Here is a 24,017-nt window from a genome sequence, read left to right as displayed (position 1 = left end):
CTTTAACTTATATTCACGAGGAATGACGCGTATTCCTGCTAAATTTCTGTAATTTTTCTAAAAAATTAAAAAATAATAACTTTTCTAAATCTTATCCAGAAATTACTCAAAAAATGGCTGATCATCATTAATTAAGATACGCTGGATTTTCTTAGCTTTTCCTGTATTAGGATCCACATCAACTAGCACTGCACTTAATTGTGTTCTACCACTTGTCACTTCAAATCGTACTGGTAAGTTTGTTAAAAACTTCTTCAATACCGCTTCTCGATCCATACCTAAAATCCCATCGTAAGGACCTGTCATACCAACATCTGTGATATATGCGGTTCCGCTTGGTAAAATACGATTATCTGCTGTAGGAACATGTGTATGTGTACCCACTACTGCTGTAGCACGACCATCTACATACCAACCTAACGCTTGTTTTTCACTTGTAGTTTCCGCATGAAAATCAATAAAGATAATATTCGTACGTTTTTTTGCAATGTTAATTAATTCATCCACTTTACGGAATGGACAATCAATTGGAGGAAGGAATGTACGTCCTTGTAAGTTAATAACTGCAACTTCTGTTCCATTGCAGTTCACAAAGATAAGTCCTTTTCCTGGAGTTCCTTCCGGGAAGTTAGCTGGTCTTGCAAGATATTTTGCGTCATCAATAAATTCAAATACTTCACGGTTATCCCAAGCGTGGTTTCCAAGTGTAACCGCTTGTGCCCCGCATTCTAAAAAGTTTCGATATATTTTTTCCGTAATTCCACGTCCACCTGCTGCATTTTCTCCATTAATAATGGTTACTGTAGGTGTATATTTCTTCTTTAATGCCGGTACGTATTGTTGAATCATACCTCTACCAGGAGATCCTACTACATCCCCAACAAATAATATTCTCATATGTCTTACCCTTCCTATGTACTACATTTTTTATTACTATAGCTTCAAGTGATTTCCTTACAATATATTTATTATAAGTTCGTTTCACTTGTATACTAATTCCCTTTATTTTAACCAATTCCAACACAAAAAAATAAAGTGGTGTTTCACCACTTTATTTTGCGTATTCCACTGCACGTGTTTCACGAATAACAGTTACTTTAATATGTCCTGGGTAATCCAGTTCATTCTCAATACGTTTTCGAATATCACGAGCTAAACGATGAGCTTCTAAATCATCAATTGTATCTGGTTTTACCAGAATACGAACTTCTCGTCCTGCTTGAATTGCGAAAGATTTTTCTACGCCTTCATAAGACTCTGAAATCTCTTCCAACTTTTCAAGACGACGAATATAGTTCTCAAGTGTTTCACTACGAGCTCCAGGTCTTGCAGCTGATAATGCATCTGCTGCTGCAACTAAAACTGCAATGATAGAAGTTGGTTCTGTGTCCCCATGGTGAGATGCAATACTGTTTATAACTACAGGATGCTCTTTATACTTCGTTGCGAGTTCGACACCAATTTCAACGTGGCTACCTTCTACTTCATGATCAATTGCTTTACCGATATCATGTAATAGACCAGCACGTCTTGCTAGTTTTTCATCCTCACCAAGCTCCGCTGCCATAAGTCCAGTTAAATATGCAACTTCCATAGAGTGTTTTAAGACGTTTTGTCCGTAACTTGTACGGTATTTTAAACGACCTAAAATCTTAATTAAATCTGGATGTAATCCGTGAACACCCACTTCAAACGTTGTTTGCTCTCCGACTTCGCGAATATACTCGTCCACTTCACGTCTTGATTTTTCGACCATCTCTTCAATACGCGCTGGGTGAATACGTCCGTCCTGTACTAGTTTATCAAGAGCGATACGAGCTGTTTCACGACGAATTGGGTCGAATCCAGAAAGGATAACCGCTTCTGGTGTATCATCGATAATTAGGTCAATACCTGTTAACGTTTCTAACGTACGAATATTTCGACCTTCACGTCCGATAATACGTCCCTTCATTTCGTCATTTGGAAGATTTACAACCGAAACGGTTGTTTCAGCAACATGATCAGCTGCACATCTTTGCATTGCAAGAGATAAAATCTCTTTTGCTTTCTTATCCGCTTCTTCTTTCGCACGAACTTCACTTTCTTTTACCATTACGGCAATTTCATGAGAAACTTCACTTTCTACTTTACCAAGAATAATTGCTTTCGCTTGTTCGCGTGTCAGATTGGAAATGCGCTCTAATTCTGTTTGTTGCTTTTGAACTAACTCTCCCACTTTGCTTTCCAACTCTTCAATCTGTTGTTGTCTCGCTACAAGAGAATCCTCTTTCTTTTCTAACTGTCGCTCGCGTTTATCGAGCGTTTCGTCTTTACGATCAAGGTTCTCTTCTTTTTGCATTAAACGATTTTCTTGTTTTTGTAATTCGCTTCTACGGTCACGAATTTCTAATTCAGCTTCTGTACGAAGTGTATGAATTTCATCCTTTGCTTCTAAAAGCGCTTCTTTCTTAAGTGCTTCAGCCTCACGATTCGCTTCGTCTAGAATACGTTTCGCTTCGTTAGCTGCACCATTAATCTTCGCTTCAGCAATAGACTTTCGAACAAAAAAGCCAACAACTGCACCGACTGTTGCAAGCAAAATGGAGATGAGTATCCAAACTGTACTACTCATGATTTCACCTCCCCTTGCTATGAATGAAAAAAGACTGTCGGCATGTACATTGAATACCAACATACAGCAAAGACCGTCGTCCCGCTTTTTTAAGGGACTTTCTTCATTTCACAATTAAAATGTCATATTATTATTTCGGCAAGATTTAAGTCTTACTCCGAATATTACTTCTCTTCTTGAGAAGAGTGTTTCGTATATAAGAAAAAATATACATTCTCATTGTATCTATCGCAATTTTCATTGTCAAGCGTTGTCTACTTTTACTTTCTTTACCTTCAGCTCTAATTCATATATGAATTTAAAAAGAAGACAGCATATTATCCTGGAAAACCTTAGTGAATTCCAGTTTATGCATGCAAAACATGCATATATCCCTCTTTATACATAGCCTTTTAGGCAGATTAAATATTTTATCTCCAACGATATACAACGCTTTCATAATAATTAAAAATAAAAGACACGGAACCGTGTCTTTTATTTTTTAATCTTGAAGATTTGAATCTTCCGTGTCTTCAGCACCAGAGTCTTCACCAATTCCGTGATGGTCACGAACAAAGAAGGCAATTTCCTCTCTTAAATCCGTATTCTCTTTTAAGAATTGCTTCGAATTTTCACGACCTTGCCCTAAACGCTCTTCATTATAAGAGTACCAAGCACCACTCTTTTGAACGATATCAAGTTCAGAAGCCATATCTAAGATTTCACCTTCTCTTGAAATACCTTCTCCGTACATAATATCAACTTCAGCAACACGGAATGGTGGTGCCACTTTATTTTTAACTACTTTTACTTTTGTTTTATTACCAACGATGTCGTTACCTTGCTTTAATTGCTCCGCACGACGTACTTCAAGACGAACTGTTGAATAGAATTTCAACGCACGACCACCTGGAGTTGTTTCTGGGTTCCCGAACATAACCCCAACTTTTTCACGGATTTGGTTAATAAAGATTGCGATTGTTTTTGATTTATTGATTGCACCTGACAGCTTACGAAGTGCTTGAGACATTAAACGAGCTTGTAGACCTACGTGTGAGTCACCCATGTCTCCTTCAATCTCAGCTTTCGGTACAAGAGCTGCTACAGAGTCAATTACGATAATATCAACCGCGCCACTTCGTACAAGTGCTTCTGCGATTTCTAGTCCTTGCTCCCCTGTATCAGGTTGTGATAATAGTAATTCATCTATGTTAACGCCTAATTTTTGTGCATATACAGGATCCATTGCATGCTCCGCATCAATAAACGCTGCTTGTCCACCTTGACGCTGTACTTCCGCGATTGCGTGTAATGAAACTGTTGTTTTACCTGAACTTTCTGGTCCATAAATTTCGATAATACGGCCACGTGGGTATCCGCCTACCCCTAATGCCACATCAAGTGCTAAAGAACCACTTGAAATTGTAGAAATTCTACGCTCCGCTTGTTCTCCTAATTTCATAATTGAACCTTTACCGAATTGCTTCTCTATTTGTTTTAACGCCATATCTAACGCCGCTTGACGATCACTCATTCAAAATTCCTCCTTAACTCAATTGCTAATCTTATTATACCTATTTTCAATTCAATTTGCCAACAAAATCGAACATTTATTCGATTTTTTTATTTTCCATTAAATAAAAATGAGTTTAACCATAAAAAAAGCTAGAAGAAACTTATATCTCTTCTAGCTTTTTATATAAATGATAAAATCCATATTTCACCGAACGTTCCCTAATTTGTTGACGACTTCCACTTAAAATAAGAGGAAAGACTACAGTTGGTTCATCCTTAATCGCCAATCCAACGAATACTGTTCCCGGCTCTTTATGTTCTGAAGCATCCGGTCCTGCTACCCCAGTGAAACTAATTCCGATATCCGCTTTTAATAAGCCCTTAACATTTTCAGCAAGATAACGAGCACATTCTTTACTAACTGCACCATCAGTAGACAACACTTCCGCAGGTACATGTAAAACATGTTGCTTCACATCATTATGATAACAAATGATACCGCCTTTAAATACTGAAGACACACCAGCACTTTCTGTTACTTGATTGCCAAAGAGACCACCGGTTAAACTTTCTGCACACGCTAAAGTTAATCCTTTTTTCTTCAATAACTCTATCGCCTTATCATGCAGAAACTCTTGATCATACCCGTAGAAAAATTTTCCTACTCTTTCTAAAATCAAATCTTCCATATGCTGAATGCGTTTCGCAGCTTCATCAGCATTTTGATGTTTGGCAGTTAAACGTAGTGTCACTTCTCCATCATTCGCAAGGGGGGCGATTGTCGGGTTCGTTTGTCCATCAATTAACTCTTGAACTTTCACTTCTAATTGAGATTCCCCAATCCCGAAAAAGCGAAGCACACGAGAATAAATGTTTTCTCCTGTTGTAAAGTTACGTAAAAAAGGCTCTACATAACTTATATACATCGGCTTCATCTCTTTCGGTGGTCCTGGTAATAAAATATAAACTTTCCTGTTCTTATTTAGCCCCATACCAGGTGCCATGCCGTGATCATTCGCAAATACAGTTGCTCCATTCAAAACGAGCGCTTGCTTTTTATTATTCTCTGTGAACTCGCGACCTGTACGCTTAAAGTACTCGCTTATCGATGCTAATGCCTTTTCATCATATACAAGCTCTTCACCCAACCTAGAAGATATCGTTTCTTTCGTCAAATCATCTTTTGTCGGGCCTAATCCACCTGTGAAAATAAGTATGTCAGCACGTTCTTCCGCAACTTCAATCGCCTGCTGTAATCGCTTGTTATTATCTCCAACTACAGTATGGTAGTACACATTAATTCCGATTGAAGCTAACTTTTCAGATAAAAACTGGGCATTTGTATTTGCAATTTGTCCAAGTAATAATTCAGTTCCAACCGCAATAATTTCAGCATTCATCCCAATTCCCCCATAAACTTCTATTTTGAGTTTACAAAAGCAGCTCTATTTTTCCAGAAATAATCCCACCCTGAAATAACAGTAAAGATTAATGCAATCCATATGAAAATATCAGCAACTGGGATATGGATTAAATTTAAAGGTACATCGTGTAATAAATACGCCGCAATTGCAATAATTTGTGTCCACGTCTTAATTTTTCCTAACTGATTTGCTGCCACTACTTCTCCTGTTCCAGCAAGTACAAGGCGTAAACCAGTTACTGCAAACTCACGGCTGATAATTACAATAACGATCCAAGCAGGTACGTATTGCATCTCAACTAATGTAATAAGCGCTGCTGAAACAAGTAATTTATCAGCTAACGGGTCAAGAAACTTCCCTAAATTCGTTACAAGATTATACTTTCTTGCGTAATGTCCATCAATCCAATCTGTAGCCGAAGCAATAATAAAGATAAGTGCCCCTACTAAATGTTGAATTGGTAAATCAACATCACCAATTGTGTATGAACCCCAATCAAAGGGCGCTAACATAATTACCATAAAAATTGGAATTAAGAAGATTCTAGATATTGTAATTTTATTTGGTAAATTCACAGCTATTCCTCCATCATATCAAAAACATTTGTTCATTGAAAAAAGTCATCGAGGCGATGACTATTATTGTGCTGGTTGCCCTATCCCTTGGTTTTTTATCACCAATCTTTGGTGAAGTTCTTTTTCTGGATCCAATGGATAAGCGACCACTTGGCCATTCAGTTTAACTTCAACATTCGTTGCATTCCCAATATTAAGTCGCACTTCTTTTAATGTTGATACATCACGTTTTTCTATTTGGCCCTCTTGTACTGTAGCGTTTAGAATCACATTCCCCGCATCATCTTTAACATCTACATAACTCGCACCTTTACCCGATATTTCCAGTTCTAATGTTTTATTGTTATGAATTTCCAAAGTAGATACTTTACCAGTTGTACCAACTACTTTTACTTCTTCTTGTCCCGTTGGTTGTGCTGGTTGTTCCTCTTTCTTTGGCTCTTCTTTCTTTGGTTCCTCTTTTTTCGGCTCTTCCGCTTTCACTTCATCTTTCTTCGTATCTAACGGAGAGTTTTCTGCTTTTTTAACTTCAATTTTCTCACTTTGAGCATTCGGAACTTTCTCATCACCTTTTCCAGTTAACGCTTGGAAAACAAACCAAATTACCACTCCAAATGCAATTACTAATAGCGCAACTAAAACTTTCGGCATATGATCTGCAATTGGCCATGATGAAGATTTTTGCATTGTTTCTTGTGTTTTCTGTCCTGTTGATACTTGTGGAACGTCGCGTTTTTCAGATTGTGGTATCGTACTCTGATACTCTACAAGCAGTTCCTCTCCATTTAACCCAACCGCATCTGCGTATTGTTTAATGAATGCACGCGCATAAAAAGCTCCTGGCAATACATCATAATTGCCTTCCTCAATCGCTACTAAATGGCGTTTTTGAATTTTTGTAATCTCATGCAGCTGATCCATAGACAAGCCCTTCGTTCCTCTTGCTTCTTTCAGCTTTTGTCCTAATTCTGTCACTACTAACACCTCAATATTTCTTTAAAAGTCAAACATAGAGAAATTATTTTGCGTACCTTGCTCAATTTCATCTACTAAATTATATTGAATTTCTTCATCATAATCGTTACGCAACTCGATAATATAATCAAAATCATCCAATGTGTATTCTGACTGACTCACAAATACGTCAGGATGTTCCACAACTTTCGTTGCAGGTAATCTCATAATTTCACGAACAAGCTGCCAATGCCTTTCGTTAGCACGCTTTGTTGACACGATTCCATCTAAGATAAAAATATTGTCGTCGCTATACTCATCTTCAATCAATTGACTACGAACAGTTTGCTTAATAAGAGTAGATGATACAAATAACCATCTTTTATTTGCACAAACACTTGCGGCAACAATGGATTCTGTTTTTCCGACACGAGGCATTCCTCGTATCCCGATTAGTTTATGACCTTCTTTTTTCATTATTTCAGCCATAAAGTCTACAAGTAACCCTAATTCATCACGTACAAATCGAAATGTCTTCTTATCATCTGCATCTCGTTGTATGTACCTACCATGTCTAACCGCTAGCTTATCTCTTAGCTTTGGCGGACGATATTTCGTTACCGTTATGTTATCCATCGTATTTAAAATTGATTCAAGTCTAGAGATTTGCTCTTGATTATCACACATAAGGAGTAATCCACGTCGTGCATTATCTACACCATTAATTGTGACAATATTAATGCCGAGCATACCGATTAACGAAGAAACGTCACCAAGCAAGCCAGGTCGGTTTTTATGTATTTCATATTCAAAATACCATTCAATCATCCAAGATCACTCCCCTTGCTTACTTTACACCTACGTACTATATTATATGATTTCACCTTAATAGGGAAGCTAAATGTATAATCTATCCCGTTCAATTATTATACAAAAAAAATAGAGAGGAGAATCTCCTCTCTATTTTTTACTTATGCTGTACAAACTTCACCATTAAGTTTGCGATTGTATGTTGCTCTTGTTCATCAGCAACTTTCCAAAGCTCAGACAATAATTTCTCTTGATCGTTGCGCGCTTCTACTTCATTTGCTAAATAATCTCCAACACGAAATGCCATATCTGATACAGCACCACCATCAAGACCTTTTCCTGATGCCTGTTCTAAACGTTCTCCTAAAAAGCTCTTCCATTGATCAAAATTATCTAAAACTGACATGTGTAAGCACCTCACTACTTAGTAATAGAATCATGCTTAATTTGTACAGTTTTTCATTTTTTATGTAAGAAATTTTTAGCAATGCCAACCACCATTTACTCCGATAATTTGTCCAGTTATGTAAGATGCTCCTGGTGATACGAGGAATGACACTGTTTTCGCTACCTCTTCTGGTAGTCCCAACCTGCCTAACGGGATCTCTTCAGCAATTTCATTCTTATCCTCTTCTGAAAATACTTGTAACATTTCCGTTTCAATTGCACCTGGCGCCACCGCGTTAACCCTTAATCCACTTAATGAAACTTCTTTCGCTAAAGCTTTCACATATGAATTTTGTGCACCTTTCACCATCGAGTAAAGCACTTCACATGATGCGCCGATTTGGCCCCATATAGAAGAAACAAGTACAATATTACCACTTCTCCGCTGAATCATAGATGGCAGCGCCCTTGATAATAATTTATAGATACTCTTCACTTGAAGTTCTACCATATAATTCAATTCATCGTTCGTTACATCTGTTACGAGTCCAAAGATACTCTTCCCAGCTGCATATACGATAACATCAAGAGGATGTTCAATTTGTTCCCACAACTGCTCTGCCCCATCAGTAGAAGCTAAATTCGCTTGAACAGGAATCACTTCACCCCATTCTTTCTGCAACTCGTTCACTTTCTCTTCACCGTTATTATAATGAACATATACTGTATATCCATCTTGAATTAATTGTTTTGAAATAGCAGAGCCAATCCCTCCGCTTCCTCCAGTTACTAATGCATACTTTTTCATACAATTCCTCTCTTATCTCAACAAAATCTTTCTCCTATAAATAATACCCTCATCTTACAATTTATCAATGATAAGATGAGGGTATTATTATGAAATCTTTTATTTTTTCGGCAAAACTTGACAAACACTCATTTTCTCTTCTGATAATAATAATTTGGCTACTTCTTGTAAATCTTGAACAGTTAAACTTTCTAATACAGTCAATGCCTCAAACAGACTAGATTCATTAAACGCATATCGTGTAAATTGATTTGCAATATATTCCGGCGAATTCAACGAGCGTAAAAAGCCACCTATTTTCTTTTTCTTTACTCGTTCTAATGCCACCTCATCTAATTGATCATAATTTGTATTTAGTAAAATGCTTTTCAAACGCTCTTCCAGCTCATCAGGTTGCTTCGTATCGCCGCCAACCATTGCAAAACCGAAGTTATTCTCTTCCGTATAATCATACGAGAACGAATCATCAATAAGACCTTCATTATATAAAGATTCGTAATGAACGGAGCTTTTCCCAAATAAATAATCTAAAAGTAACGTAAGCGCAATTTCTTGTTTTAAAAGGGCTTTCCCTTTTTCTTTTAAATTTGTCGCTTTAATACCAACTAAACATTTCGGTGTTTGTACAGGCATGGAAATAATTTTCTTCTTTTCATTTACCTCATCTGGTTCTTCTTCAAATGAACGTACAATTTCTGGCTGGTTTTTATAATCTTTTTTCGCTTGATTTTCACGTACTAAATCCATTGTTTTCTCTGGATCAATTGCCCCCACAACGAACAATAACATATTGCTCGGATGATAAAATGTTTCATAACATTCATATAATAAGTCTTTCGTAATTTTACTAATAGACTCGATTGTCCCTGCAATATCAATTTTAATTGGGTGCTTTACAAACAAGCTATCAATTAATCCAAAGTATAAGCGCCAATCTGGATTATCTTGATACATTTGAATTTCTTGCCCAATAATCCCCTTCTCTTTTTCAACTGTTTTTTCAGAGAAGTAAGGCTCTTGTACGAAGTTTAACAATGTATTTAAATTTTGTTCTACATTTGATGTACATGAAAACAGGTAAGCTGTTCTTGTGAAAGATGTGAAAGCATTTGCTGATGCTCCTTGTTTACTAAACAATTGGAAAGCATCGTGATCTTCTTTTTCAAATAATTTATGCTCAAGAAAATGAGCAATTCCATCAGGCACACGAATCATTTCTTCTTTACCTAGTGGTACGAATGTATTATCCATAGAACCATATTTTGTCGTAAACGTTGCAAATGTTTTATTAAATCCTTGCTTCGGTAAAATATATACATCTAATCCATTAGGAAGTTTTTCATAATAGAGTGTCTCTTTTAATTGCTCATAAACAATTTTCTCCATTTATTCTCCCTCCGTTCCATGTAAAAAGTAAATTGTATCTAGTTCAATATTTTTAGCAACTTTCACAATCTCTTCTTTCGTCACACTTTCAATACCTGAAAGCCATTCTTCAACCGGACGCGTACGGTCTGAAATAATACCATGATACAGCATTTCCACAAATCCGCGCGGTGTATCAATCGCTTCTAATATTTGATTTTGAATGACACTTTTCGTTTGATGCATCTCTTCTTCAGAAAAATCACCATTTTGCATCGCCAACATTTGTTCTTTAATAATCTCAACAGCTTTTTCATAATTTTTCGCTTCGATCCCTGACATGACAAACAATAAGCCTTTATGACTTTCAAAGCGGGATGCCGCATAGTACGCTAAACTATTTTTTTCACGAACGTTAACGAATAACTTCGAATGAGAAAATCCTCCAAACAATCCATTGAACAATTGTAGTGCAAAATAATCTTCGTCTTTATACGTAATAAACGTACGATAACCGATGTGTAATTTACTTTGTTTTAATTCTTGTTTTTCAACAACTTCTTTTTCTTCATTATTTCTCTTATGAAGAAGTACATTTCTTTCTCTCGCAGGACGCGCTGAAATAGAAAAATACTTACTTACAAGATCCACTGCGTTTTCTGAAATATCACCAATAATGTATAGATCCATTTCATCTTCTGCTAACACTTTTTGATAATATTGATACAAACTTTCATTTGTAATAGAAGAAACACTCTCTTTTTTCCCATGTGCACTTAAACGATACGGTTCTACTTTGCACATTTCTTCAATTAAACGCTCGTTTGCATAGCGCATTTTATCATCGTACGTAGCTTCAATTCGTTGCAAGAGCGCTCTCTTTTCACTTTCTACGATAGAAGGTAAAAAACCATCCCCCTCTGTTGCTGGATGTAAAACGATATCCGATAACATAGAAAGTGCTTTTTCAAATAGCGGTGGTGCATCATGTAAATATACTTCATTTGCAATGTCTACATAAATAGAGATAATATGGTCTTCTCCTTTTTTACTTACATCTACTGCCAAAGAAGATCCGTATAATTCTTCTAAATATTGACGAAGACGAATTACAGAAGGAAGCTTTTCTGTCGCACTTTGCAATACGTATGGCAATAGGGCACGCTCTGTCACCGTCTCCTCATTTAAAGGTGCTTTAAAACGAAATACAAAAGTATTTGTTTTATATTTATCAGTCGGAATAATATGTACTCGCAAACCACCTAACTCATGTAACTGTTGTTCCATTAGTTTCATTTATAGCCCTCCTTTACGTATATAGGAATATTCCTCTTCAATATACAGTTTTTAGAAATGAAAAATCAACTTTTCTTCCTCACTATACTTACATGAGGCTCTTTCTAAAAACTTTCATATGTAAGGAACATAGTAAAATTCCGTATTACATATATTCTATGTAAAAAAGCCCGCACTAATGTGCGAGCTTTTTTATACTTATCGTTTTCCTTTTTCATACGGCGTTCCTAACGCTTTCGGAGCTTCAGAACGACCTACAAAACCAACAAGTGCTAATATTGTGAATACATACGGTAATATCGTTAAGAATACACTTGGAATTTCCTTTAGTACCGGAATCGTACCACCTGTTATTCCAAGTGATTGAGCAAATCCGAAGAACAGAGCCGCTCCAAGGGCACCAAGTGGATTCCATTTACCAAAAATCATAGCTGCTAGCGCTAAGAAACCTTGTCCAGTAATTGTAGCACCTGAGAAGTTACCAGAAATCGACATAGCGAAGACCGCTCCACCAACCCCTGCAAACATTCCAGATATAGCAACTGCAATATAACGCATTTTATATACATTAATACCCATCGTATCTGCTGCCATTGGATGTTCACCAACCGCACGAAGACGAAGACCGAACGGCGTTTTATAAATGACATACCAAACGACAAACGCTAAAATAATAGCAATATACGATGTTAACGGTACATTTGAGAAAAAGATTTTTCCGATTACCGGAATATCCGAAAGACCTGGAACATCGATTTTTTCAATACGATATTGAATGAAATCAGTTTGTCCTTTGCCAAAGATTTTCTTAATCGCAAATACCGTTAAACCAAGAGCTAAGAAATTAATCGCTACCCCGCTCACTACTTGATCCGCACGGAATGTAATGGATGCTACCGCATGAAGAAGTGCAAATAACCCACTACCAATCGCTGCAAATAATAGAGCTATCCAAGGAGTCATCGCTCCCCACGTATCACCCATTAATAACGTTGTAACAATACCAGTAAATGCACCAAATAACATTAAACCTTCTAATGCTATATTTACAACCCCAGAACGTTCACTAAACACTCCACCTAACGCCGTAAAAATAAGTGGCGCTGCCGTATATAACGTACCCGTCACAAGAATGGCTAAAATATCTAAAAAGCTCATTTATTTCCCCTCCTTGCTCATGCGTGTAAGTGCCCAGCGTAAAACATAACTGCACGCTACAAAGAAAATAATACATGCAATAATAACGTTAATTAACTCAGAAGGTACATCTGCTTCAAAATTCATTTGTGGGGCTGCACTTTTCAAACCACCAAACAGTAAAGCCGCTAATAATATACCAAACGGATTATTCCCCCCAAGTAGAGCTACCGCAATCCCATCAAATCCGATACCAGTAAACGAAGACATCGCTGTCATGTTTTGGAATGTACCAAGCCCTTCCATAGCACCACCAATCCCTGCAAATGCACCCGCAATCGTCATAGATAGTACAACATTTCGAGAAACTTTCATCCCCGCATACTGAGAAGCATGTTGATTAAATCCAACAGATTTCAATTCGTATCCCAATGTCGTTCTGTCCAATAAGAACCACATAATAATCGCTACTAATATCGCTACGACAATCCCCCAGTGCAAACGAGAACCATCTGTTAAAGAAGATAACCATTCAGAAGATAAAGAAGCACTAGATTTTATATCATATGACTTCTCATTCGCCTCATGTAAAAAGCGTTTAATTAAATCATACGTCACGTAAAGTGCAATATAATTCATCATAATCGTTACGATTACTTCATTTACTTTAAATTTCCCTTTCAAATATCCCGGGATAAATCCCCATAGCCCACCAGCTATTGCCGCTACTAAAATTGACAACGGAATATGTAAAATTGCCGGTAATGATACTGCATATCCAAACCAAACGGCAGCAAGCCACCCGACTAATAACTGCCCTTCTACTCCAATGTTAAAAAGGCCTGTACGGAATGCAAATGCTACAGAAAGTCCTGCTAATACAAGCGGAATCATCGTACGTAATGTTTCACCAATTGCTTGTGGATTTCCAACCATTCCTTCCCAAAGCGCTGCATACCCAACAAGTGGATCATATCCACTAAATAACATTACAATGGCACCAACAAGTAAACCAAAAATAACGGATAATACAGGAACTAAAATATTAATTGTTCGCTCCGTTAAAAATTTTTTAGCCATTTGTATTCACCTTCTCTTTCTCCGTTCCGCCAGCCATCAACAAACCAAGCTGTTGTTCATTTGTTTCTTTCGCATCAACAATTGCTACAATTTCCCCTTCATATATAACAGCAACTCGATCACTTACATTTAAAATTTCATCCAGTTCTAGCGATAGAAGCAATACTGCTTTCCCCTTATCTCTTTGCTCGATTAATTTTTTATGAATAAATTCAATCGCACCTACATCTAAACCACGTGTTGGCTGTGCTGCAATCAATAAATCTGGATTACGATCCACTTCACGTGCGATAATTGCCTTCTGCTGGTTTCCACCAGATAGTGCACGAGTTAATGTATGTTCACCAGGTGTACGCACATCAAACTGTTCAATAAGCGCTTTTGCTTTTTGTGTAATTTGACTAAAGTTTAAAATCCCTTTCTTTGAGAATGGATTTTTATAGTACGTTTGCAAAACTATATTATCTCTAACAGAAAAATCAAGCACAAGACCGTGTTTATGACGATCTTCTGGAATATGACCAATTCCTTCCTCTGTAATTCTTCGAACAGGCCAATTCGTTATTTCTTTTCCTTTAATTGCAATAGAACCTGACTCAACTTTTCGTAAACCAGTAATTGCCTCTATTAATTCACTTTGTCCATTTCCATCAATCCCTGCAATACCAACGATTTCTCCTGCACGAACAGTTAAGTCAAGGCCTTTTACAGCAGGTAATTGCCGTGCATCATGAACGACAATATTCGAAACAGATAGAACCTCTTCTTTCGGTTTAGCCTCTATTTTTTCTGTTTTAAAATTCACTTGACGTCCGACCATTAATTCTGCAAGTTTATGTTCATTCATGTCCGCAACGTCAACTGTACCAATTCCTTTACCTTTACGAATAATTGTGCAACGATCGCAAACTTCCATAATTTCTTTCAATTTATGTGTAATAAGAACGATAGATTTTCCTTCTTGCACAAGCTTTTTCATAATTTGAATCAACTCATGAATTTCTTGAGGAGTTAACACCGCAGTTGGTTCATCAAATATTAAAATCTCCGCGCCACGATAAAGCGTTTTTAATATTTCAACCCTTTGCTGCATCCCAACCGAAATATCTTCAATCTTTGCATTTGGATCAACTGCTAAACCGTACTGTTCAGATAATTGTTTAATTTCTTTCGCAGCCTCTTCAACAGCAATTCTTCCTTTTTTCTTCGGCTCATTTCCAAGAATAATATTCTCTGTAACTGTAAAATTATGAACAAGCATAAAATGCTGATGGACCATCCCAATACCAAGGTCATTTGCTATATTCGGATTTGTAATTTTTACAGGTTTTCCTTTAATCTTAATTTCTCCCTGTTCTGGTTGATACAAACCGAACAGTACATTCATTAATGTTGATTTCCCTGCACCATTTTCTCCAAGTAAAGCGTGTATCTCTCCCTGTTTTACTTGCAGCGTAATATCATCATTCGCTACAATACCTGGGAATACTTTTGTAATATTGTTCATCTCAATTACGTATTCCATTTTGTTCCTCCTTCTAGCAGGGAACACTCCCCAATTGCAGTCTATTAAAGGTATTTTTATATATACAAAGGTTAGTTCTAAGAACTAACCTTTGCTATTTCTCTATTATTATTTCTTTAGAGAAGCTTCATATGTTTTATATTCTTCGTCAGTTGCAGGTACTTTAATTTCACCGTCAGTGATTTTCTTCTCAAACTCTTCTACTTTTGTTAAGATTTCTGGATTTACTTTTTTCACATTGTCAGTAGTTTTCGCAATACCAATACCGTCATCTTTTAATCCGAACTCTTCTACTTTACCGCCTTTTAATTTACCATCTTTCGCTTCTTGTGCTACTTTTGCTACTGCAATATCAACACGTTTTACCATAGAAGTTAAAGTTACGTTTTCAGGCATACCTTCTTGATTTTGGTCACGGTCAACACCGATTACCCAAACGTTTTCACCTTTTTTCTTACGGTTTTTCGCTTCTGTGAATACACCGTTACCAGTTGCACCTGAAGCATGATAAATTACGTCAACTCCACCACCGTACATTGCTGAAGCTAATACAGATCCTTTTTCTGGTTTGTCAAATGCATCTGCATATTGCGCTACAATTTCGATATTTGGATTTACTGCTTTTGCACCAGCTTTGAAACCTGATTCAAACTTTGTAATTAATGGGCTCTTCACGCCGCCAACAAATCCAACTTTATTTGATTTTGTCGTCATTGCTGCTACAGCACCAACTAGGAATGAACCTTCATGGTCTTTAAATGTAATACTTGTTACATTCGGCTCTTTCACAACAGTATCTACAATAGCAAATTGCTCTTTCGGATATTGTTTTGCAACCTTTTCAATCGAGTCTTGCATTAAAAATCCAATTCCGAATGTTGTGTTATAATGATCTTTCGCAAATTTTGTTAAGTTTGGAATATAGTCTGCATCTTTACTTGATTGAAGATAACGATATCCTTCATTTTTCTTTAAATCGTTGTCTTTACCGAATTTCGTTAAACCTTCCCAAGCTGATTGGTTAAATGATTTATCATCAACGCCCCCAACATCTGTAACCATACCAACTTTGAACTCTTTTTTGTCGCTACTCGCTTTATCCGAGTTACCACACGCACCTAAAACCGCACTTGCTGCTAATGTTAATGATAATAAAAGACCTGTTTTTTTCTTCATACTAGAAACCCCTCCTAAAATTATATATATCTCTTTATTCTTACGCTGCTGTCCCTAACTTCTTGCTGTCACCTCCCTAAAATGGAACTTACCTACATACGTTTTCTTAATACGTGGAAGCTAAACTTATCAGCTCTAAAGTAATTGATAGAATATAAGATTGGCTCATCATTTTGATCATAGTGCATTTGTTTTAAAACTAGCAGTGCCGTTTCCGGTTCACATTCTAAAATCGGTGAGATTTTCGGATGATAGCCAATTGGCTCAATGTGAGCAACTGCGTATGTGATACGTTTGTGCGTATTGTTATGTATCACTGTAAGCAATGATTCTTCGTTGTATCCCGATAAATCTGGCAAGATTTCTTTTGCAAGTTTATCGATACAATATACAACAGGTTCCCCATCTGCTGTACGCACACGCTCAATCATTACGGCATTAAAACCGTCTTCACTATTAAACTTCTCTTTTTCTTCTTCTGTTAAACTTGTTGTAGATGATGATAAAAAGATAGTTCCTGGTGTTTTCCCCACACTAGAAATCATATCTGTAATACTAGAAAGTTGTTCAATCCCAGAAGAAAATAACGGCTTTGCATTTACAAATGTTCCTACACCATGTCTACGAATGACAACATTTTCTTCTTCTAAAATACGCAGCGCTTCCCTTAAAGTCGCCCTACTTACACCAAGTTCTTTCGCTAAATCAAACTCTGATGGTAACTTCTGTCTTTCTTTGTAAGCTCCATCTTTAATTTTTTCTTTGATGTGATCAATCACCCGTAAATATAGGTGACGACTATCGGATTTTACTGACATAAGACTCCCCCGCATTTCAATTATTCGACCTCTGATGTAAGACTTCTTTTCTCTTTTTTCAACTTACAACATAATAAAAATTGCTAAATACTAAAAATAAGCTTAATTGTCGAATAAATATTAATAATTTTTCAAGATAAAATTTTCACTCTTTACTGCATAAAAAAAACTTCGTACCATAAACATTCCTCATTTCGAGAAAAAGTTCGGCACAAAGATCGTTTACATCCTTTGTTACACACTTTTCCCCTCATAGTCCAGCAATTCATGGTTGCCGGGTAGAAACTTATGGACCTTATCTCCAAGATTATATGAGGCAGTGATTCTTTTCGAAGTAATCTTACCACTTGCTCCCATACGTGTCAACAAAATTTAACATTTTTCTACATTAAATATCGAACATTCATTAAAAACATAATAAAAGTATTCGTATTCTAAAGAATCGCTTTATATGTAAGCCCTTTCTTTATCGCTGAATATAGTATATAACAAAACTAGCATATAAAAAAGCCTAATTGTAAAAACAATTAGGCTTTTTTTATGAACTTTTTTCTTGTACATCATTAATGAGCACTTCTCGTGGTTTACTACCTTCATACGGACCTACTACACCATTCATTTCCATTGCATCAATTAAACGGGCAGCTCGCGTATAACCTACTCTAAACCTACGTTGCAACATAGAAACAGATGCTGTTTGCATTTCTACTACAAGCTGAACTGCTTCATCATATAATTCATCTTCTACTTCCTGCTTCGTATCAGGAACATCTTGTGGAATCATATCTTCTTGATATTGCGCTTTTTGCTGACCAATAACATACTCTACAACTCTCTCAACTTCATCATCGGATAAAAATGCACCTTGTACACGTACAGGCTTCGATGCACCAATTGGTATAAACAGCATATCTCCACGACCTAGCAGTTTCTCTGCACCACCACCGTCAAGAATTGTACGAGAGTCCGTTTGAGAAGATACAGCGAATGCAATACGTGATGGAATATTCGCTTTAATAACTCCCGTAATAACATCAACCGATGGACGCTGCGTCGCAATAATTAAATGAATACCAGCCGCACGAGCCATTTGTGCTAAACGCATAATCGCATCCTCTACATCTGATGAAGCAACCATCATTAAATCGGCTAACTCGTCCACTATTACTACAATATAAGGTAATTCCGGTTGTTTCGCTTCTGATTGACTATTATGTTCTTTAATATGATCATTATATCCTTCAATGTTACGCGTGCCACTATGAGCAAATAACTCATAACGTCGTTCCATTTCACTCACGACTTTTTTCAAAGCTTGTGATGCTTTTTTCGGATCAGTTACAACTGGTGTTAATAAATGCGGAACACCGTTATATACATTTAACTCTACCATTTTCGGATCAATCATCATTAATTTTACTTCATGTGGTTTTGCACGCATTAAAATACTAACAATAATACCATTAATACATACACTTTTCCCGCTACCTGTCGCACCAGCTACTAGTAAATGGGGCATTTTATTTAAACGGGCTAATACAGCTTCACCTGTAATATCTCGTCCAAGACCAATTAACAACTTCTCTTCCGGATGATTATTAGCCTTAGAATCAAGAACTTCTCTAAGCGTTACCATAGATACTTCTGAGTTCGGAACTTCAATCCCTACAGCTGATTTCCCGGGAATAGGTGCTTCAATACGAATGTCTTTCGCAGCTAAAGCAAGTGCTAAATCATCACTTAAACTAACGATTTTGCTTACCTTTACTCCCATATCAGGATACACTTCATATTTTGTAACTGCAGGACCTCTATGTACTTTTGTTACTTTCGCTTTCACTCCAAAACTTTGGAATGTACGTTCTAATTTACGAGCATTCTCATAAATTTCTGCATTTTCATTTGTAACTTGCTTATTCTTAGGAAATTTCAATATATCAAGTGCAGGAAGCTTGTAATCTTTATTTTCTACATTTGAAAATTGCATTGGCGGGGCACTTGTTTCCGCCTCTAAAGATTCTACAATCTTTTCTCCACGCTTTTTCTTAGATTCTTCAACAGGCGGAGCCTCTTCAATAGACGGTGAAGTTATTAACTCTGCTTCCTGTTCTTCGCTAATTCGTTTATTCTCTTCTTCATTTACAGGATAATTCTCAGTGAAATTCGAAATAATTGGAGGATCAATTGAGATTTCTTCCATCGGCTCAATAATCTCTTCTTGTTCTGCAGCACGTTTGCTCCTTGTGCTTCTCGTTGTTTTTTTCTTTTCTGTTTGTTCAGCCGTCCTTTTGGATCTCCAATCTTTATAATCCCCTTGCATTACTTCAAATTGACTTCTAAGGATTCTTCCTACAGGGGCAAGTACTTCTCCAATATGCTTATTTGTTATACAAAGTATGCCGAGAATCACTAAAATAATACCAATGATATAAGCTCCTACTTCGTCAAATAAAAAGTAACACGTCGCGAACATAAGCGCCCCAAACATACCACCGCCTAAATGGACGCTATCCGGCCCCTTTTTCATTTCAAGAAAGAAGTTATCTTTCGTACTCACAATAACAGAAGTATTTTGCACCGCTCCATCTTTCGTAAGAAGGTTAAATAATGTAATATGACTAAACATTAATATCGCCAATACTATTAAATAAAAACCAATTAACCGTTTATTTAAAAGGTTCGGCCATCCACGTTTGATAACAAACGAAACCGATAAAGCTATTACACCTAACACACCAATTATGTACCACTCACCAAAGAAGAAGCGAAAAAATAACACAAACGATTTCCCTACAACACCTAGCTGTAAAATCGTAATGATTGAAAGTGCAAAAAGAGTTAAACCGACGATTTCATAATACAAAGTTGGCTTTATCGTGCGTCTTGCTTTTGCCTTCGTCCCTCTTTGCTTTTGTTTTGCCATTTCTTCACCTCGTGTTCTACATGTAAGTAGGGCTTCCTTAAAAAAGCTCTACTTATATGTCTGTTTTCTCTATTTTTTCAGGTCTTATATCTTCTATTTTTACACTTCTTGTAAATTGTTAAATAAACAGAAGAAAGCAGCCCTCTCATGGCTGCTCAACCGTCTTGTTTTTTATATTATACCATAGCTTCTAAACAAAATCCTTCTTTTTGCTAAAAGGTTATTTTCTGGCCGGGCTCAAACTCTAAGTAGTGTAGCGGATCCGTACTTAACACACGTACAATAGAATAACACCCATGTTCTTCTTCAGAAACCATTAATTCAACACCGTTTATATTTACAACTTTTTGGCTTTCACATTGCGAATAATCAGCTGGATATACAAGTTGCTCTGGCATAATTGTGTATAAAATCATTGTAACATTGTCCCTTCTGCACTATCATCCATGCGAGCATCTATTAATTCATTCAGCTTTCGAATCGCATTCCCAATACCACCGACATCATCTATAAGACCATATTTCACTGCATCGCCACCAATAACATTCGTCCCAATATCTCGCGTCAAATTCCCTTTCGCAAACATAAGTTCTTTAAAACGATCTTCGGTTACTTTCGAATGCTTCGTCACAAATCGAATGACTCTTTCTTGCATTTTATCTAAATACTCAAATGTTTGCGGCACACCTATAACAAGACCTGTTAGACGAATGGGATGAATTGTCATCGTCGCAGTTTCCGCAATAAATGAATAATCCGTAGAGACGGCGATTGGTACACCGATAGAATGCCCTCCGCCCAGTACAAGTGATACCGTTGGCTTTGAAAGCGAAGCTACCATCTCAGAAATTGCTAACCCTGCTTCAACGTCACCTCCGACCGTGTTTAATATTAAAAGCAAACCTTCAATTTTCGGATTTTGTTCTATCGCAACAATTTGCGGAATAATATGCTCATATTTTGTTGTTTTATTTTGCGGCGGCAACTGAACATGACCTTCCACCTGTCCAATGATTGTTAAACAATGAATACTCGATTCATTCATTTGTGGTACATTCGTTTGCCCTAGCTGTTGAATTTTTTCCACTATCGAGGCTTCTTTCCCAGTTTCTTTCGGCTCAGCCTCTTTCCCTTCATTTGTATAACGATCACGTTCTGTCATATCGCATCCCCTTTCACTCGTATATAACTATTATTTCTTAAGTTATAAATTTCATTCGATAGAGTTTAAAAAGAAAAAAAGATCACCCGTAAAGGTGATCTTTTTTATACTTCCATAATAATCGGTAAAATCATAGGTTTTCTCTTTGTCTCTTCGTACAAGAACTGCCCTAATAATTCACGAATATTTTGTTTTAACATAGACCATTCAATTGAATACTCTTTAATCGATTGCTCAACAATCATACGTACAATCTCTGTAGAGCGGTCAATTAACGCTTCTGATTCACGAACATACACAAAACCACGTGAAATGATTTCTGGACCAGAGATAATTTTCTTTTCATCTTTACCAAGTGTTACAACAACTACTAATATTCCATCTTGAGATAACATTTTTCTATCTCGAAGAACGATATTACCAACGTCACCTACACCTAATCCATCAATTAACACATTACCAGCTTGTACTTTGCCAACTAAGTTTGCTTCATCGTCACCAAAAGCAATTACATCGCCTTTTTCTACGATAAAGATATTCTCTCTTGCAATACCTACATCTTCAGCTAAATATGCATGTGCTTTTTGCATACGGAACTCACCATGTACGGGTACAAAATACTTAGGTTTCATTAAATTTAACATTAATTTTAATTCTTCTTGGCTACCGTGACCTGAAACGTGAACTTTTCTTTCACCGTAATAAATAACATCAGCCCCAGCTCTAAATAACAAGTCAATAATTTTCGATACAGATATTTCATTACCCGGAATTGGAGAAGCCGCAATAATAACCGTATCGCCTTTACGAATTGAAATTTGTTTATGAGCTTGCTTCGCCATTCTAGAAAGGGCTGCCATCGGTTCACCTTGGCTACCTGTCGTTAAAATAGCTACCTTTTTCTCTGGGAAATTGTCTACTTCTTGTAGTGAAATAACCATACCTTCTGGAACATCTAAATAACCAAGACGTCTTGCGATATCTACCACTTTCACCATGCTACGACCTACAACCGCTACTTTTCGTCCTGTTTCAGCAGCTGCATCAAATACTTGTTGAATGCGATGTACATTCGATGCAAATGAAGCAACAATAATACGTCCTTCTGCGCCGTAGAACACTTTAGAAATTTCTACACCAACTTCTTTTTCAGAACCTGTATAGCCTGGACGCTCAGCATTTGTACTATCAGATAATAAGCACAGTACGCCTTCATTTCCGATTTGTGCCATTTTCCCAAGGTCTGCTCCACTATTTCCAATTGGAGTTTGATCGAATTTAAAGTCTCCCGTGTATACGATAGCACCTTTTGATGTATGGAAACAAACACCAACAGAATCTGGAATACTATGTGTCGTTCCAAAGAATGACACCGTTGTAGTATTAAACTCTACTGTTGAATTTGAATCGATCGTTTTTAAGTCTACACGGCCTAACATACCCGCTTCGCCAAGTTTTTCTTGTATAAGTCCTACCGTTAATTTCGTTGCATACACTGGAATAGATAATTTACGAAGTACGTAAACAATACCTCCAATATGATCTTCATGACCGTGAGTAATAAATAAACCTTTTACTCGCTCTTGATTTTCCACTAAATATGTAATATCAGGAATAACGATATCAATTCCAAACATTTCATCTCCTGGGAACATTAATCCTGCATCTACAATAAAGATTTCAGAATCAATTTCAACACAGTACATGTTTTTCCCGATTTCACCTACTCCACCAAGAGCAAATACTTTAACAGACTCATTCTCTTTTCTCTTCATGTTGTTGCCTGGTTTAAAAATCTTTCAAACACTGATTTCACTAAAATTGCAGAGACACCAGGGGAAACTCTACAACCACCATATATTCACCGTCCAAGACGAATGTCCTTACCGTTATGCGATATCATGTCCTTATTTATTTTTTAAACCAGGTTTCACCTCTCTTTCATTATATAAATCAAATATCTTATTCGATATGATATGAAAATGTAATCAAATTATAATTTTTACCAATTTTGCTAAGCATACCCGTACTAAGCTACTTAGCCATATTATACCTGATACAAGAAATAGAACACAAGTTAAATCGTGCGAAAGAGAAAGTAAAAGAACGGAATTACAACAAAAGTATCGAACGTATTTCCTTTATATTTGCTTCGATTTTGTACTCCATAATTTTTTGAAGAAATAGCCATAAATACACTAAATTTATTTCATAATATGGATTTTCAAGACTTATTCTTCTAGAATCGAACAAAAAAACTTATAAAATAAAGCTTTTTTATGAATCACATCACATTTGAGGCAATTCCTCTGAAAAATAGAATCAATAGTTTATTACTTTTATACAAATGTTTATCCTATAATAACTATGTTTTTTTGATTCATTTAAAGGGGGTACAATTATTTTCTTGTATATGTTGCAATACATAATGAAAAAGCGATCAAACACACGGAGTAATATGGTAGGTAA

At 36.6% G+C, this 24,017-nt stretch carries 20 protein-coding genes and 1 riboswitch; all 20 genes read right to left on the bottom strand.

What is annotated here, in order from left to right; genetic code table 11:
- Positions 1-102: 102 nt before the first annotated feature.
- The 20 genes from DN394_RS04705 to DN394_RS04605 all read right to left on the bottom strand — a co-directional run bounded on the left by DN394_RS04705 (position 103) and on the right by DN394_RS04605 (position 23,323).
- Positions 103-897, bottom strand: a complete 795-nt coding sequence (locus DN394_RS04705) for a TIGR00282 family metallophosphoesterase (RefSeq protein ID WP_001221093.1) — start codon at positions 895-897, stop codon at positions 103-105.
- Positions 898-1,051: 154 nt separating this feature from the next.
- Positions 1,052-2,614, bottom strand: coding sequence for a ribonuclease Y (rny, locus tag DN394_RS04700; RefSeq protein ID WP_000099775.1), 1,563 nt, complete (start codon positions 2,612-2,614; stop codon positions 1,052-1,054).
- A 481-nt stretch (positions 2,615-3,095) separates the two neighbouring features.
- Positions 3,096-4,127, bottom strand: a complete 1,032-nt coding sequence (gene recA, locus DN394_RS04695; protein WP_046956499.1) for a recombinase RecA — start codon at positions 4,125-4,127, stop codon at positions 3,096-3,098.
- A 142-nt stretch (positions 4,128-4,269) separates the two neighbouring features.
- Positions 4,270-5,508 (bottom strand): competence/damage-inducible protein CinA, encoded by a 1,239-nt coding sequence (cinA, locus tag DN394_RS04690; RefSeq protein ID WP_149293649.1) that lies wholly within the window; start codon positions 5,506-5,508, stop codon positions 4,270-4,272.
- 20 nt (positions 5,509-5,528) lie between these two features.
- Positions 5,529-6,107 (bottom strand): CDP-diacylglycerol--glycerol-3-phosphate 3-phosphatidyltransferase, encoded by a 579-nt coding sequence (gene pgsA, locus DN394_RS04685; RefSeq protein WP_046956497.1) that lies wholly within the window; start codon positions 6,105-6,107, stop codon positions 5,529-5,531.
- 63 nt (positions 6,108-6,170) lie between these two features.
- Positions 6,171-7,082, bottom strand: a complete 912-nt coding sequence (locus tag DN394_RS04680) for a helix-turn-helix domain-containing protein (protein WP_000137490.1) — start codon at positions 7,080-7,082, stop codon at positions 6,171-6,173.
- A 21-nt stretch (positions 7,083-7,103) separates the two neighbouring features.
- On the bottom strand, positions 7,104-7,889 hold the full coding sequence (locus DN394_RS04675) for a DUF3388 domain-containing protein (protein ID WP_000574107.1): 786 nt from the start codon (positions 7,887-7,889) through the stop codon (positions 7,104-7,106).
- Between the two features lie 139 nt (positions 7,890-8,028).
- Entirely contained in the window at positions 8,029-8,277 is a 249-nt protein-coding gene (locus DN394_RS04670; RefSeq protein WP_000114455.1) for a DUF3243 domain-containing protein, read from the bottom strand.
- 75 nt (positions 8,278-8,352) lie between these two features.
- Positions 8,353-9,066: an elongation factor P 5-aminopentanone reductase gene (gene ymfI / locus DN394_RS04665; RefSeq protein WP_000759593.1), complete on the bottom strand. Its 714-nt coding sequence runs from the start codon at positions 9,064-9,066 to the stop codon at positions 8,353-8,355.
- Between the two features lie 99 nt (positions 9,067-9,165).
- On the bottom strand, positions 9,166-10,452 hold the full coding sequence (gene yfmH, locus DN394_RS04660; RefSeq protein WP_000411935.1) for an EF-P 5-aminopentanol modification-associated protein YfmH: 1,287 nt from the start codon (positions 10,450-10,452) through the stop codon (positions 9,166-9,168).
- Positions 10,453-11,727 carry an EF-P 5-aminopentanol modification-associated protein YfmF gene (gene yfmF, locus DN394_RS04655; RefSeq protein WP_046956496.1) on the bottom strand — a complete coding sequence of 425 codons (1,275 nt, stop codon included), beginning with the start codon at positions 11,725-11,727 and terminating at the stop codon, positions 10,453-10,455.
- 198 nt (positions 11,728-11,925) lie between these two features.
- A complete protein-coding gene (locus DN394_RS04650; RefSeq protein WP_000008847.1) occupies positions 11,926-12,885 on the bottom strand; it encodes an ABC transporter permease in 960 nt (319 codons plus the stop codon).
- Entirely contained in the window at positions 12,886-13,944 is a 1,059-nt protein-coding gene (locus DN394_RS04645; protein WP_097914694.1) for an ABC transporter permease, read from the bottom strand.
- Positions 13,937-15,469: an ABC transporter ATP-binding protein gene (locus DN394_RS04640; protein ID WP_097914691.1), complete on the bottom strand. Its 1,533-nt coding sequence runs from the start codon at positions 15,467-15,469 to the stop codon at positions 13,937-13,939. The genes DN394_RS04645 and DN394_RS04640 overlap by 8 nt, the downstream gene beginning before the upstream one ends.
- A 108-nt stretch (positions 15,470-15,577) precedes the next feature.
- Complete coding sequence (locus DN394_RS04635) at positions 15,578-16,645, bottom strand: BMP family lipoprotein (protein ID WP_000730590.1); 1,068 nt, start codon at positions 16,643-16,645, stop codon at positions 15,578-15,580.
- Between the two features lie 92 nt (positions 16,646-16,737).
- Positions 16,738-17,463, bottom strand: a complete 726-nt coding sequence (locus tag DN394_RS04630; protein ID WP_000114176.1) for a GntR family transcriptional regulator — start codon at positions 17,461-17,463, stop codon at positions 16,738-16,740.
- 233 nt (positions 17,464-17,696) lie between these two features.
- Positions 17,697-17,798, bottom strand: a riboswitch (purine riboswitch).
- Positions 17,799-18,001: 203 nt separating this feature from the next.
- Complete coding sequence (locus DN394_RS04620; RefSeq protein ID WP_001118773.1) at positions 18,002-20,386, bottom strand: DNA translocase FtsK; 2,385 nt, start codon at positions 20,384-20,386, stop codon at positions 18,002-18,004.
- A gap of 212 nt (positions 20,387-20,598) precedes the next feature.
- Positions 20,599-20,802: a YlzJ-like family protein gene (locus DN394_RS04615; RefSeq protein ID WP_000605020.1), complete on the bottom strand. Its 204-nt coding sequence runs from the start codon at positions 20,800-20,802 to the stop codon at positions 20,599-20,601.
- Positions 20,799-21,548, bottom strand: a complete 750-nt coding sequence (gene tepA, locus DN394_RS04610) for a translocation-enhancing protein TepA (protein WP_000139828.1) — start codon at positions 21,546-21,548, stop codon at positions 20,799-20,801. The genes DN394_RS04615 and tepA overlap by 4 nt, the downstream gene beginning before the upstream one ends.
- A 104-nt stretch (positions 21,549-21,652) precedes the next feature.
- Positions 21,653-23,323: a ribonuclease J gene (locus DN394_RS04605; RefSeq protein WP_000823080.1), complete on the bottom strand. Its 1,671-nt coding sequence runs from the start codon at positions 23,321-23,323 to the stop codon at positions 21,653-21,655.
- Positions 23,324-24,017 lie beyond the last annotated feature (694 nt).

Origin of the sequence: Bacillus sp. BB081, assembly GCF_008368895.1 — a bacterium.
In the GTDB taxonomy this organism is placed as follows: domain Bacteria; phylum Bacillota; class Bacilli; order Bacillales; family Bacillaceae_G; genus Bacillus_A; species Bacillus_A wiedmannii.
Note: the sequence above shows the minus strand (reverse complement) of the source record. Positions and strands in the feature narration are given on the sequence as shown.

Bases quoted from the DNA above. Each gene is read 5' to 3' on its own strand.
- DN394_RS04705 (WP_001221093.1), bottom strand. From the start codon at position 897: ATGAGAATATTATTTGTTGGGGATGTAGTAGGATCTCCTGGTAGAGGT.
- DN394_RS04650 (WP_000008847.1), bottom strand. From the start codon at position 12,885: ATGAGCTTTTTAGATATTTTAGCCATTCTTGTGACGGGTACGTTATAT.
- rny (WP_000099775.1), bottom strand. From the start codon at position 2,614: ATGAGTAGTACAGTTTGGATACTCATCTCCATTTTGCTTGCAACAGTC.
- DN394_RS04645 (WP_097914694.1), bottom strand. From the start codon at position 13,944: ATGGCTAAAAAATTTTTAACGGAGCGAACAATTAATATTTTAGTTCCT.
- DN394_RS04635 (WP_000730590.1), bottom strand. From the start codon at position 16,645: ATGAAGAAAAAAACAGGTCTTTTATTATCATTAACATTAGCAGCAAGT.
- yfmF (WP_046956496.1), bottom strand. From the start codon at position 11,727: ATGAAACTAATGGAACAACAGTTACATGAGTTAGGTGGTTTGCGAGTA.
- recA (WP_046956499.1), bottom strand. From the start codon at position 4,127: ATGAGTGATCGTCAAGCGGCGTTAGATATGGCGTTAAAACAAATAGAG.
- DN394_RS04615 (WP_000605020.1), bottom strand. From the start codon at position 20,802: ATGATTTTATACACAATTATGCCAGAGCAACTTGTATATCCAGCTGAT.
- DN394_RS04675 (WP_000574107.1), bottom strand. From the start codon at position 7,889: ATGATTGAATGGTATTTTGAATATGAAATACATAAAAACCGACCTGGC.
- cinA (WP_149293649.1), bottom strand. From the start codon at position 5,508: ATGAATGCTGAAATTATTGCGGTTGGAACTGAATTATTACTTGGACAA.
- DN394_RS04640 (WP_097914691.1), bottom strand. From the start codon at position 15,469: ATGGAATACGTAATTGAGATGAACAATATTACAAAAGTATTCCCAGGT.
- DN394_RS04605 (WP_000823080.1), bottom strand. From the start codon at position 23,323: ATGAAGAGAAAAGAGAATGAGTCTGTTAAAGTATTTGCTCTTGGTGGA.
- ymfI (WP_000759593.1), bottom strand. From the start codon at position 9,066: ATGAAAAAGTATGCATTAGTAACTGGAGGAAGCGGAGGGATTGGCTCT.
- DN394_RS04670 (WP_000114455.1), bottom strand. From the start codon at position 8,277: ATGTCAGTTTTAGATAATTTTGATCAATGGAAGAGCTTTTTAGGAGAA.
- DN394_RS04630 (WP_000114176.1), bottom strand. From the start codon at position 17,463: ATGTCAGTAAAATCCGATAGTCGTCACCTATATTTACGGGTGATTGAT.
- yfmH (WP_000411935.1), bottom strand. From the start codon at position 10,452: ATGGAGAAAATTGTTTATGAGCAATTAAAAGAGACACTCTATTATGAA.
- DN394_RS04620 (WP_001118773.1), bottom strand. From the start codon at position 20,386: ATGGCAAAACAAAAGCAAAGAGGGACGAAGGCAAAAGCAAGACGCACG.
- tepA (WP_000139828.1), bottom strand. From the start codon at position 21,548: ATGACAGAACGTGATCGTTATACAAATGAAGGGAAAGAGGCTGAGCCG.